Here is a 12,789-nt window from a genome sequence, read left to right on the forward strand (position 1 = left end):
TTCCGCCGTTGTTGCCGCGGCCCCCACCGGACGCCCCGCCGATCACCACGACCCTGATGAACTTCGCGTCCGTGGGCTTGTACCACCAGTCCGTCGAACTGTAAGTGGCGAGTTGGGCCTGCATGTTATCCAGGACGATCTGGTCAATCCTGTTGTCGAGTCGCGGCACGTTCGTCTGCAGGCCACGTTCCGTGCCGTACAGGCGATCAGCGAGATCATCGAGGTTGAACACGCCGCCGGTCGCGCCGTCCATCGCGTCGAGCATGTCGTGGGCGAAGTCGTTGATCCGCTGGATCGCCAGATTGGCGACCATCCCGAGCAGGCCGCCCTGGTCGTTGACGAAAGCGTCGGCCATCTCCGAAACATCACCCCATCCGGTATTCGTGCTACCGGGGATGAATCCATCAGGTGAGGTCATCGCACCTCCTCCGAGGCTCGTTTCAAGCCACGAATCTCGCTCAGCGCGTCATCGAGCCGACTCCGCACGATGAACAGCTCCTGCTCGAGGTGGTCGGCGCGCGCCCGCTCCTCGTCACGCTGCGCGAGCAGTTCCTCTCGCTGGGCTTTGATCTCAGCCGACAGTCCATCGACCCGTTCGAGCAGCATCGCCACACGTTCGTCGTTGAGGATCCTCGCAGCGGCCTCGATGCGGACCTGGCGCTGGAATCGTCGTTCGGTCCGGCTCTGCCACCATTCCCAGGCCGGCGCGAGAGTCGCGGCGACCCTGCGGCCGACGAACACGAGGATGAGCACGATCAAGGCACACGCGCCGGCGGCGACGACAGCAGGGTGGGTGGTGGACTCTTCGGGAATGCCGAGTTCATCCACGTGTCACCGCCGGATGAAGGGATCGATGTACTGTTCCCGGATCTCGGTCGCCGCCTGCTGCACGGATTCGACGGGCTGCGTCGTCGCCGCGTATGCGGCGAGTGCGTCGGTGATCACGGCGATACCGTCCGCGGTGATCGTGGCCGGTTTCGGCGAGAGATTCGATACTGCGACACCGCCGGTCGCGATGACGAGGATGCTCGCGATCGCGTTGGCGATGCTCGCGCTCATCCCCTCGTCGATCACTCCGAGGGTGACCAGGATCAGCAAGATGGTGCTGACTACCGGGTTGATGACGTACATCCACTTGCGGACAGTCGGATTCGAGAACATCTACTTGTCTCCCAACAGGCGGTCGAGTTTGGCTTCGATGCGGACCTGGCGGGCCGCGATGGTCTGCAGCAGGCCGACCGCCGAGCGGCCCACATCATCCGGAACGTCGGCGTACTCGGGTCGGATGTCGTACCCGTCCCACACCGTCTCGTTCCAGATGTCCGCCCAGATCGCGCCCGGCCACGCACTGTTCGGGTCGCGGGTGGACTCGTTGATGTTCTGCGGCCGGTTGATCGTGCGCAGCAGTCCGGGCGTCGGGTGTAGCTGCGCCACACCCGCGTCGATGAAGGTGGTCACCGGTCCTCCAGTGGGAAGTAGTGCGGCGCCCATGTCGAGGCACCGTTGGTAGCGGACGGAACGATCGGCGATGCCGTTGTCTCCGCCGTTGATCGCGCGTGTGGCGCCCGCGAGATTGCGGGCGTCGGCAAGGTCGTTCATCGGTCGCTGCGTCGTCCAGTACCAAACAGCACCGAGGAACGCGTACTCGTCGCGCTCGAGGGCTTCCGGTTGGTCGACGAAAAACGTGCGAGTGGGCACATATCCGTGATCACAGGCCCATGCAGACAACGCCGTGTAGTGGTTGCGGCCGGTGACCTGGATGGCGCCACGACCCCGGTACCGGAACCCATCGCCCGGGCCGTTGCCCATACGCCCGTCGTAGGTGAGTTGATCGGCCGTCGGGCCCCACAACTCGCGGAACAGGCGCAACCCCTGAGACTCGTGCCCGAGCTGCGCACACCACATCGCAGCGCGCTCCACCGTCGTGCACCCGGCCGCGACCATCGCAGCCGAGAACGCCGGCAGCAGCGTGCGGTATCGCTCGATCGGTACCGTGTGGCCCATCGCCTCCGAGAGGGTCTCGGCGGTGAGCCCGACCGCTGGGACAGAGGCCGGTGCGGGCGGCACTGGACCGGGCGCGGCCGTGTACCCCTTCGGCGGAATCAGGGTGGCGAGCTGGTCGAAGCTCATCCAGTACCCGAATGGTGCGAACCCGGAGTCTGCGATCCACACCCGACGCGGACCGTCATCCGAATATCCCATCGCCGACATGTAGTGGTAGACCGTGCCGCCACCGTAGGTCGGGCTGATCGTCGACGGCGCCACCGCCTGCGGGTAGTTCCCTCTTGGAGCGACGATGTTCACGACCACGCCGTGCCCGCCGTTGATCGACGCCACCAGGTCTCGCCACAGCCGTTCCTTCTGCTCCCCGGTGGGCGGATCCTGCGGCATCTCGACGACGAAGTACCCGGCGCTCGTGTACTCGTTCAGGACCGTCGCGACCTGGCTGACATGGTCGGTGCCGTCCCGATCGTCCCAGCCGATGTTCCCCTCGAGGGCTTCTGTCTTACTGGCGATGTCCGGCTCGGCGACCTTGATGCCGAGACTGTCGAGCACCACCTGAATCGAGGCGGGTCCGCACCAGTAGCCGGTTTCCTGCGGCACGATCGTCCGGTCGTAGGGCAGCTGTTTCGTGGTCACGATTCCGGTTTCTCCTCGAGGAGGTCGGCGCGCACGGAGGCCGGGAGATCTGCGAGCTGGGCACGTAGATGCGCGTACGGGTCCGGCCGATGCGGGGCAGGTCGCTTCTTCGACCGCCACTGCCCCGGGTTGTGGGGGTGTATCGGCCCAGACGCCGGCGGGTCGTACCGATCGAGTGACTCTTCGACCGGCCGGAAGCCAAGCCGTTCGATGTGCCGGGCAAGCGAATTCATCTCGTCCGGTTCGAGCGTGGCTACCGGCGACATCTCCCCGTTCGTCGGTGGGTGCATGAACACGTACGCGTACGGATGCATCTCGGGCGGCAATGCCGCCTGCAGTTCTTCGGGTGTCATGACAACCTCCTGGTCTAGGTAGCGCTCGAGTGCTGGCGCAACGTGCCGGACACGGCCTCGAGCGCCCGCAACGCGCGGGTACCGGCAAGTTCTTGGGCCCGGTAGTCGCCGACATTGATCTCCCACGGCTGATCCGGGTTCTCACGACTCCATGACTGCCGCACCGATGCGATGTGCGAAAGCCAGATCTGATCACCGATCTCGAACCCGGCCCGCAGCCCGTCGTCGATGTGCAGGCCCACCCGGTACGGTGCGGCGTCATCGACATCGGCAGCGAAGCTGACATAGCCGCGTGCCTTGTGCAGGCCGACACGAATCGTCTGCAGCCCGGATGGCGACACCGCAACACCGCCACCGGTCTCGAACCCGCCCTTGTGGGCGAACCGGCCCATTTCCGACTTGCGCGAGTAGTCCACGCCGCGAGCCCACGCGAGAATGACATCTTCGACGGCCTTGTCGAAGATCCCGAGCGTGAGCCACGGCATCCCGATCAGTGTGCCGAGCAACCCCAGCAGGATGTTCGAAATCAGCTTGGCGCCCTGGTTGATCGCATCCGGCGACTTACCGCCGGTCATGATCGTGTGCTCGATCGGCTTGTGGATGACCATCTTCGACTTGAGGCCCCGATGCTGGCCGCGCCGGAAGATCACCCACGGCCCGTTCGGGTCCGTGTTGTCAGGATCGAGATTCGGGTCGGCGATGGTGACGGTGTCGGTGGTGCCGTCCGAACCGAAGATCCGCAGCAGATCCTTGATCGGATCGAGGATCGTCCCGGTGATGCCGGGGATCGTGGCGCGCTGCTTGACGTCGAACACGAACGTCGGCCGATCGAGAATGAAATGCGACGGGCACGGTTGCGGATCGCCCGGCTCCCACAGGTCCGCGGTGAGCTGCAAACCGCCGTCGTCGAGGGTGGGTTTGACCACGTCGAAGAAGTCGTCCATCCGCGACCCGAGTGCCGTCCACGGTCCGACGCCGTCTCGTGCGGCGATGTACGGCACCATCACCATCGGCCACTTCGCGTTGTCGAAGTTCGCCTGCCAGTTCGCCGCGTCCCAGATGTCGAAGGCCGGAATCCACCCAGGTTGCTGCTCACGCAGCAGATTCCGGTGGGCGTAGCCCTTGACCACCTTGATCGAGTCGCCCCATTGGAAATCAACCTTGGGCGCCTGCACCGCGAGCGGCGCGAGTGTGTTCGGCCAGCACTGCCAGTGCTTCGCCTCGTCGAGGATGTGCCGGGCCAGCGGCCGCACGATCGAGTTGCCGTGCTCGTCCTCGTCGTACTCGATGTCGTAGACCTTGAAGCACGCCTTCTTCCATGGCGACCGGAACACCAGGAACATGTCCTGGTTGACCCTGCTCCCATCGATCAGCCACTGCGCCAGATCATCCCGCCCGTCGAGCCCGACCGACGCCTCACCGACCTCGTTGCAGATCGTCTCCCAGTCTGCGTCGTACTCGCCCTCGACCTCACCGACGAGCTCGAGGTCCCGGTCGTGGATTGTGATCCGGGTGCGTAGCAGCGCGAACGCTTCCTCCTCATGCTCCTGAGCGTCGATCGCCGCAAGATCGGCATCGAGGTCGTAACTCACAAGCGATCACCCCCAAGGCATCTCGTGGTAGCGAGGCATGTGGACACGCAACTCGGCGGGCACCGCCGAGCCCTGCACCTCGACAGGAATTTCCGTCCTCGGTGTGCGGGGCGGGATCTCGTGCAGGAAGCTCACGCCCCGCATCGCCTTCCACACCTCGAACCCGGCGCCAGCGGCGCGGATGGTCTGGAAGTCCTGGCGGGTCTGCACCCGCCAACCGGTGGTCTGCGGCCGCAACGGCACCATCCGACCCGACAACCCATCCGGGAGGATCCACTTCGTGGCCGGGGTGCCCTCGAACTTCAGCCACAACGGCACATCGGTCGGATTCGAGATCGGCACCGTACCCGTGTGCGACCCGACACCGGGTTCCCACTTGACGACCTTCGTGCCCGAGGTCAGGTACGGCCAGCACGCGACCACGACCATCTCGAGGTCGATGCGGGTGGTTTGCATCGACATCCGGCCGGCGATCTTCGGTGTCCGATCGAGCCGCAGCCTGATCGTGCGTCGCCCGTCGCCGGTCCGCGTCGTGACCTCGTTGTCCTGGTCGAACGACCACACGGCCATCCATTCGGAGAACGCGCGCTCGAAGTCGCGGCGGGTGCGGCCTTCGATCCGCACCGCAAAGTCGAGCAGCCGTTCCTCGATCTTCGTCACCTTCGGTGTCGAACCGTGCTGATATGCACGGGAAGTGCGGGTCGGGGTCCGGGGCGCGGGAACCCAGAGGCCATCGAGGCCACCCTGGATCCACACGTCCCGGACCCCACCGCTCGGCCCACCCAGCCGGTAACGAGCGCCGTTCCACCCGACCATGCTGATCGAGTCGATCACCACCGCCTCCTGGACTCGGATCCTCGACCGTGGCCGCGCTCACGCTGGTTCCACATGATCTCGATCTCCCTCCTCATCGCTGGCGAGAGCTCACCGTTGAAGTTCCAGCTGTCGCCGCCACCGACCGGCGCCAACTCCAGCGCCGACCGATCAGCCGCTGACATCACCTCGCCCGGCGCGGACGCAGCCGACTGGACCCGGTCGAGCATCGGAACCAACGCCTCGAACGCCTCGGTCTGCCGCGGCGACAGGACACGCTCCGGGCGGATGACGTCCTTGAGCATGAAGCCGCGACCGGACGCGATACCGCCCTGGTCGTAGAAGCCGTTCTTCTCCCAGAACGACTTCGCGCGGATCGGATCGCCGTACCGGTCGCGGATATACTTCGCGCCGGCCTGCCCCTGGATGTACGGGTCAGGATTCTCGTCCGGAAGGTAGGCGTCCTTCGTCGACCCGAGGAACTGGAACAGCCCGAACGCACCCGAGGACGGGTTACGCGCCAGCGGATTCCAGCCCGATTCCTTCTGCACGATCCAGTCGGTTGCGGCCCATTGCTCACCCTCGCTCCAGCTGGACGGGGCGAAGGCCCGCTTGACCGCGTCGACAACTGACTCCGGTTCGGCGGCCGTGGCCGTCGAACCGGACGACTCCACCGGCGTCTCGGTGGTCGCCGGAGCCGGGGTGTCGGTCTGGTAGTCGTCGTACGTGGCCTCGCTGCGCACCTGGGCCTCGTCCGAGCGGCGACCGGTGTCGTCGACGAGCTGCAGGCCCTTGAACTGGTTCGAGAACCCGGCCATGCCGAGCAGGTCGTTGCCCCACTCCGCGAGCAGTGAGGTTCCGATCTGCCCGCCGATACCGAGCCAGTCGATCTCCGAGGCGTACTTCGCCGCGGCCGCCGGACCGACCTCGACCTTGTCCTGCTCGTAGCCGTACTGGCTGTAGTCCGCGGCCAGGGTGGCCTCGGCGGTGGCGGGGGCGTTGTTCAGCAGCGTCGCGGCGCGCAGTGCGCCCGCGACGTCGCCGCCCACGAGCAGGTCCTTGATCAGCTCGAGCTGATCCCAGTTCAGGACCGCCTCGGGCCTGCCGGTTTCGTTGCGGACGATCGAGAGCCCGTTCGGGATCCAGCCGCCCTTGTCGCGGAACAAGCCACCGATGTTCTTGGCCTTGTCCCAGACCGACCCGAGAAGGTCACCGAGGCCGGTGACCTTGTCCGCCAGGAATGACGACGTCATGTCCCGGCCCTTGTCGAGGAATCCTGGTGGGATCCTCTTCCATTCGGGCGGAGGCGTCCCGATCGCCGCGGCGATGCCGGACTTGATCGGGTTCAGGAAGAAGTCGAAGATGTCCGCGATCTTCTTCTGCACGAACGACTGCTTGCCCTCCGGGGACAGTCCGCCGCCGCCTCCGACGCCGCCGGATTCGAACGCACCGTCCGCGCCGATCGCCAGGTGGAATAGACCCGGGTGCTTGCCGGCGAAGTACGGCGAGTCCGCGCCGATCGCGCCTCCGCCGTACATGACACCACCGGATCCGCTGGACTCGACGTTGACCGTCGAGTACGGCCCGACAGCGGTGAGGGTGCCCGCGGTGTGGCCGCCGCCCGGTCCGCCCGGGTCGTCCCACACGCCGACCGAGAAGCCCTGACCGAGGCCCGGCTTCCACGGCTGAGTCCCAGGGAACGATCCGGTGAACCAGTTCCGGGAACCGTTGCCGCCATTGATGATGGCGTCGGCGATCATCGACATGAAGCCCGAGCAGTCTTCGAAGCCCCAGGTGTACGGGTTGCCGTTGCGCATCTTCGCCGCACGGTGACCGTTCTCGAGCTGCGTCTGCCACATCGGGCGGATCTCGCCGCCGTCCTTGTAGCCGGGAAGCAGCCCGTCGAACATGCCCTGCGGGTTGACGTTGCCCAGCCCCTTCGCCGCCACTTGGGCGCCGTAGCGGCTGAGGTTGTCGCGGCCCACCTCGGACACGATCCGGCCGTTGTCCCACGAGAACGGGATACCGCGGGCGATCATGTCGCGGATCGCATAGAGCACGTTGTGGCCGCCGGCGGCGATGACCTCGGCCGCGGTGACCATGTGCTCACCGTTCGAGCCCCACATCAGCACGTCGTCGGACGTACCGGTGCCGGGCCCGGAGATCGGGCCACCGGTGGCATGCTCGGGAATGCCCGCGAGTGGCGTTGCCTCCGCCAAGCCAGGGATGAACTCGCGGACCTTGTTCCACGCCTTCGCGATACCCTCGTTCCAGACCGTGTTGATCATGAAGTTGATCGGCTTGGCCAGGATGCCCCGCAACCCGTCCCAGACAGTGCTGATGCCCCGAACGATCGTGTCGAAGAAGTCCCCGACCTTCTGCAGGGCGTTCTTCATGGCATCCCACGCCGGGCTGATCACCGTCTCCCACACGGTCCGGATGAGGCTGCCGATCCCCTCCCACGCGGGCTTGATCACCGAATTCCAGACGGTGGAGAACAGATCACCGACGAGATTCAGGCCCGCCTTGAGCAGGTCCCACACGGGACTGATCACGTGCTCCCACACGGCCTTGATACCGTCGCCGAGCGCGTTCCAGGCAGGCTTGATCAGAGAGTTCCACACCCAGGCGAAGAAGTCACCCATGGCCCGCAGGCCCGCCTTCATCAGTTCCCAGACAGGCCGGGCGATCGTGTTCCACAGCCAGGAGATGAGGTTGCCGACCAGCTCGAGGTAGAGCTTGACGCCCTCCCACCACATCAGGAACGCGGTGACGACGACCGCGAGCGCTACCTTCAGTGCGGTGAAGATCGGCTGGACGATGTTCTCGTACAGCCAGGTGAAGACCTCACCGAGCTTGTCGAACACCGACTTGATGAACTCCCATGCTGTGGACAGCGCCGCCTTGATGCCGTTCCACACCGTCTCCCAGATCCGCTTCCCGGTCTCGGTTTGGGTGAAGAACCACACTAGCGCCCCGACAAGGGCGGCGATCGCGATCACGATGAGCGCGATGGGGTTTGCGCTCATCGCCGCATTGAGTGCCCATTGCGCGATGGCCCCCGCAACCAGCGCGGCACGATGCGCGGCCAACGCGACCGTGTTGCGGCGCAGCGACATCGCGGAACGACCGGTCGCGGCCGCGAACACACCCTGCGCCACCGAGGCACCGAACATGATGGCGTTCCAGGCGGTGACCGCCACACCGAAGACCTTCACGGCCATGACGACACCCAGGAGCACCGGCGCGAACGGAACCAGCTTCTCGACGATCGTCGCCAGGTGCGGAGCGACCGCCGCGATCACCTCCGACCACGGGCGGAAAGCCTCCACCAGGCCGGGAAGCACCGGAGCGAGGTTGGCCAGCGCCTCCCCCAGTGCCGGCATCAGCTCCCGAGCCATGTCCATGAGTCCGGGAATCGAGTCCCGGATCGCCTGGCCCAGCGCCGCGAACCCGGGCGCGAGTCCGGACGCAGCCTCTGCCCCGAACCCGCGGAAAAGGTCGAACACGGGACCGACAACTGCCCGGATGTTCTCGAACGTCTGCCGTACGGACTCGAGCGAGGACCGGAGATCGTCTGCGCTGATGTTCCGCAGCTTCTCACCGATACCCAGCAGCCATTCGTTGAGCGAGGCACCGGTGTTCGCGAACGTCTCCGCTGCCGTTCCGAGAACGCTGATCAGGCCGGAGAACACCGAACCCACACCGCTTTCGCCCTGGGCGAGACTGCTGAAGAAGGTGTTCGACCCTGCGATCATCCGATCCCAGCCGGCCACTGCGGCGGGGCTCGAGATCGACGTGGCGATCTGAGACCCGATGGCGCCCAGCGTGGTGGCCAGGATGCCGAGGTTCGGGCTGAGCCGGTCAAGTAGTCCACCGAGCGTGGTGAACGACCCGATCATCGCGGCACTGAAGCGATCGGTGATTTCCTCACGCAGGTTCTTGAACGCCTGCAGCAGCGGCGCGAGCCGCTCACCGATCATCGCCGCGAACGGATCGTCTCCAGCAGCCGACTGCTGCGCCTCAGCCAGACTTTCGTAGGCGTCCGCCACAGCCTCGGCAGCATCGATGTTGGCCTGAGCCACATCCTTCTGAGTCTGCGCCAGATCGGCCTGAGCGTCCTTCAGCTGCTCCTGTGCGTCGGCCTCACGCCGCTTGGCTTCGACGACCCGATCGGATCCTTCGATGCCCTTGGCCTGCGCGTCGGCGATCTCGGCGCGTTCCTGCTTGGCCGTGGCCTTGATTTCCTCGTAGGCCTGCTTCGCCTCGCGGACACCGAGTTCCGCCCGCCAGCGGTCGAGACCGTCCGCATCGGGATTGGCCCTCGTCTCGCGCAGGTTCTTCTCGGCCTCTGCCAACGCCAGCGCGGCGCCTTCCTCGTCGAGAGCCAACCCGGCGAGAGTCCGCGCGTACCCTTCGGCGTCCCGCTTGGCCTGCTGCCGCGCCTTGTTGACGTCGTCCTGCGCTTCCTTGACCGCTTCCTGCGCCTTGACGACCTGCTTCTCGGCGTTGACGATCTGTCGGTTGCCCTGTTCGGCGGTGCGTGCCTGTGCCTTCTTGGCGTTGTCGACAGCCTTGAGCGCCGACGCGCTCTTCGATGCGGTGGCGCCCACGTTCTTCTGCGAGTCGGTCCACGCCTTCGCACCGTCGGACAGACCGGCGAACGCCAGCTTCGCCACCCCGATGGCGGGGCCGAGGATGCCGGCCGCCGCGGCCGCAACGGTTCCCATCGCCGCAGCGATCGCCGTCAGACCCGAAACCATCGGGCCCGCCGCGAAGGTCGCCACAACCGATCCGAGCGCCGAGACTGCCCCGAGCGCCGCGGCAGACCCGACGGTGATCACTCCGAGCGCGCGACCGATCCGCGTCAGGATCCCGACCAGTTTGGCCACACCGGCCATCACCAGCAGAGCTGCCGTGACCCGGCCGATGTCCCGGGCGAGGATGCCGGCCGCTGCGGCCGCCAGACGGAGCGCGCCCGCGAGCTTGGCGACGCCCACACCGGTCATCATCTTCAGCAGCGTGGTGCTGGCCAGCAACCCCACGCTGAAGTGGCGGACGGCTCGTGCAGCAAGCCCGAGAACTGTGGCTGCCGTTCCAACGTTCTTGATGACCGAATTCGCCGCTGTGCTCAGGAGCGTGAAACCGGTGACGGCGCCGCGCATTCCGGTGCCGATGGCGGAGACGAATCCCGCCGCGAAACTGCGCCCCTCGTCGCTGCCTCGGCCACGCGAGTTCATCGCGGCGCTCACGCCGCTGACGAACTGCGCACCGGCCGCCTGGCCGCCACTGCGGAATCTCCCGGCGATCCGCTGCAGGAACGATTGGCTGTCAGATTCCGCGCGTCGAGTCTCGATCCGCGTCTCGATGCGGACGACGCGGTCCGCGGCCCGCGAACGCTTCGACTCGGCCGCGTTGAGCGCGTCGGCCGCGGCACGACTGTCCCGCTTGGCCTTGACCACCCGGGCTTCGGCATCGGCGAGCCGTTTCGCGTCGTTGACACCCTTGCCGCGAAGGGTCTGCAGCTGCCGTTCGGCGTCGCCGGCCTCCTTGGTCGCGGCAACCTCCCGTCGGCGTGCGTCGGCCGCTGCCTTGGTGGCACTGTCGAGGTCGGACTTGGCCTTGGCGAGCTTGCGCTGATCGACCTCGACGCCGATCGTGTGATCGACAGGGTGCCTTTTGATCTCAGCGCGAACCCGCTTGAAGTAGCCGCCCATCGACGGCAGGACATTGATGAAGGTCTGCCCACCCTGCAGGTCACTCATCGGTCAGCTACCTCCTGACGGTGTGAGGCGCCGCGTGTAGCGGCTACCGAGCACCTGCGAAGCGATGTCGTCGTGCTCGACGAGCGCCTGGTACTCCTCGGCGCGTTCACGCGCGGTCTGCGGGCGCGGCGATGCCTTCGGCGGCTTTCCGCCCTTGCCCTTGAACTTCGGGGACGCACCCCAGGTGGCGTGCTCGATACGGCGCAGCGAGTCGACCATGTTGGTCAGCTGCGCCCGCTCGTACGTCCAGCCGACCAGCGACGGGCGCTTCGACGGAGGCGGCAACTCGCCGCGCTGCTCCATCTCGAGGATCTTCTGGGCACGCTCGTCGTCGTTGCCCAGCGCGGCGAAGTACCAGCCGCCCTCGGGAAACGCGGGCAACAGCCGCAGCAGCCGGTTCCACGGATTGTTCAGATGGTCGCGGACCCAGTCGTACAGCCGCTCGTCACCGGGCATGGCGAACAGGTCCTTCTCGATCGCTGCCCCGTAGCGGTCGATCTCGTCGACCAGGTACGCCCATCCGGCGTCCGGCGGGACGAGGATCCCGAAGTGCTCGCGGATGTCGTCGACGAGATCGGCGAGTTCCGAGAACGGTCGGTGCGCGTAGTGGTCGGCGATGATGTCGGCCAGCTGCTCGCCGACGAGCAGGTCGAGTTGGTCGTGGACGGAAACGGTGGTGTCGAGGACGGCGACGTCGCCCGCTTCGGGTGCCTCGATGACCAGCTCGGGCCCGTCGTCGCCGAGATTCACGACAAACGGTCCGGCGGCCTCCTCGAGGAGGGTCCTGAAGAAGGAGGCCGCCGACCCGTTGTCGTCGCTCATCGATCAGCGGCGACGACCACCGAGGCGCCGCTGCCGGCTACGTCGATCGGCGCGGTTGACTGCCTGCTCGGCGTCGAACAGCCCGAAGTGTCGGGACAGGTCACGTGCGAGGTCGATCAGCGTGTCCGGGTGTTCCGGCCCGAGGAAGTCGGCGACATCGTCGAACTGGTCCCCGAGGAACAGCTTGAGCACGCGCCTCGATGTCTGGGCTTCCTCGATGTCCATGACGGTGTCGGCGTCCGGTTCCTGGACGTAGAAGACGGGCGATTCGCCGATCTGGAACCGGAACGGTGCCTTGCGCTCTCGCTGTTCGCCGCCGTACCGGCGGACGTTCTGGTCGTCGAGCTGGGCGAGGTTGTCGAGGTTGTCCGTGCTCACTTCGTGCCTCCGTTGCTGCGTGCAGTGGTCTTGGGCTTCTGCGCGGCGACTGTGTCGCCGGCGGGTGCCTCGGGTTCGGGCTTCGTCGCGGTCGTTGCCGGAGCGGTCGTTGCCGGCGCGGTCGTTGCCGGCGCGGCCGTTGCCGGCGCGGCCGGTTCGGTGGCCGCTGGGGGCTCGGGGGGCGCAAGCGTGTAGCCGGATGCGAGCAGTTCACGTTCCTCGCGGAACGAGCTCGGGGTGTACCGGCGGCCGTCCGCCGCGACGAGTTCGCGCGGCGTCCATCCGGCCTTGCTGATGGTGCGCATCTGTCCCATGGCGGGACCTCCTTCGGTGACGGTCGGTGTGGCGGTCTGGATGCACTGGGCGGGCGGTCGACCGCCGATCCCCGCCCAGCCCAGTGCGTTCTCGAGCCCGGCGAGAATGCCG

11 protein-coding genes are annotated in these 12,789 nt (G+C 66.6%); all 11 read right to left on the reverse strand.

Annotated elements, in window-relative coordinates:
- Positions 1-355 (reverse strand): hypothetical protein (locus M1M07_RS23615; protein WP_248675714.1); only part of this gene is annotated, 355 nt, incomplete at its 3' end.
- 59 nt (positions 356-414) lie between these two features.
- Entirely contained in the window at positions 415-828 is a 414-nt protein-coding gene (locus M1M07_RS23620; RefSeq protein WP_248675715.1) for a hypothetical protein, read from the reverse strand.
- A gap of 3 nt (positions 829-831) precedes the next feature.
- Positions 832-1,161 carry a hypothetical protein gene (locus M1M07_RS23625; protein WP_248675716.1) on the reverse strand — a complete coding sequence of 110 codons (330 nt, stop codon included), beginning with the start codon at positions 1,159-1,161 and terminating at the stop codon, positions 832-834.
- Positions 1,162-2,640 (reverse strand): C39 family peptidase, encoded by a 1,479-nt coding sequence (locus M1M07_RS23630; RefSeq protein WP_248675717.1) that lies wholly within the window; start codon positions 2,638-2,640, stop codon positions 1,162-1,164.
- The gene (locus M1M07_RS23635; protein WP_248675718.1) at positions 2,637-2,993 is read right to left on the reverse strand and encodes a hypothetical protein; all 357 of its coding nucleotides are present in this window, start codon (positions 2,991-2,993) and stop codon (positions 2,637-2,639) included. Before M1M07_RS23635 ends, M1M07_RS23630 begins: the two co-directional genes overlap by 4 nt.
- A gap of 14 nt (positions 2,994-3,007) precedes the next feature.
- Positions 3,008-4,585: a hypothetical protein gene (locus tag M1M07_RS23640; protein ID WP_248675719.1), complete on the reverse strand. Its 1,578-nt coding sequence runs from the start codon at positions 4,583-4,585 to the stop codon at positions 3,008-3,010.
- A gap of 6 nt (positions 4,586-4,591) precedes the next feature.
- Positions 4,592-5,419 carry a hypothetical protein gene (locus M1M07_RS23645; protein ID WP_248675720.1) on the reverse strand — a complete coding sequence of 276 codons (828 nt, stop codon included), beginning with the start codon at positions 5,417-5,419 and terminating at the stop codon, positions 4,592-4,594.
- Positions 5,416-11,163, reverse strand: a complete 5,748-nt coding sequence (locus M1M07_RS23650) for a transglycosylase SLT domain-containing protein (protein WP_248675721.1) — start codon at positions 11,161-11,163, stop codon at positions 5,416-5,418. Before M1M07_RS23650 ends, M1M07_RS23645 begins: the two co-directional genes overlap by 4 nt.
- A gap of 3 nt (positions 11,164-11,166) precedes the next feature.
- Entirely contained in the window at positions 11,167-11,985 is an 819-nt protein-coding gene (locus tag M1M07_RS23655) for a hypothetical protein (RefSeq protein WP_197253677.1), read from the reverse strand.
- 3 nt (positions 11,986-11,988) lie between these two features.
- Positions 11,989-12,363, reverse strand: coding sequence for a hypothetical protein (locus M1M07_RS23660; RefSeq protein WP_197253676.1), 375 nt, complete (start codon positions 12,361-12,363; stop codon positions 11,989-11,991).
- Positions 12,360-12,677, reverse strand: a complete 318-nt coding sequence (locus tag M1M07_RS23665) for a hypothetical protein (protein WP_248675722.1) — start codon at positions 12,675-12,677, stop codon at positions 12,360-12,362. The genes M1M07_RS23660 and M1M07_RS23665 overlap by 4 nt, the downstream gene beginning before the upstream one ends.
- Positions 12,678-12,789: the final 112 nt, after the last annotated feature.

Source organism: Rhodococcus sp. HM1 (genome assembly GCF_023218075.1).
Lineage (GTDB): Bacteria > Actinomycetota > Actinomycetes > Mycobacteriales > Mycobacteriaceae > Rhodococcus.

Excerpts from the sequence above, each read along its gene's own strand:
- M1M07_RS23625 (WP_248675716.1), bottom strand. The coding sequence starts at position 1,161 with ATGTTCTCGAATCCGACTGTCCGCAAGTGGATGTACGTCATCAACCCG.
- M1M07_RS23635 (WP_248675718.1), bottom strand. The coding sequence starts at position 2,993 with ATGACACCCGAAGAACTGCAGGCGGCATTGCCGCCCGAGATGCATCCG.
- M1M07_RS23650 (WP_248675721.1), bottom strand. The coding sequence starts at position 11,163 with ATGAGTGACCTGCAGGGTGGGCAGACCTTCATCAATGTCCTGCCGTCG.
- M1M07_RS23655 (WP_197253677.1), bottom strand. The coding sequence starts at position 11,985 with ATGAGCGACGACAACGGGTCGGCGGCCTCCTTCTTCAGGACCCTCCTC.
- M1M07_RS23665 (WP_248675722.1), bottom strand. The coding sequence starts at position 12,677 with ATGGGACAGATGCGCACCATCAGCAAGGCCGGATGGACGCCGCGCGAA.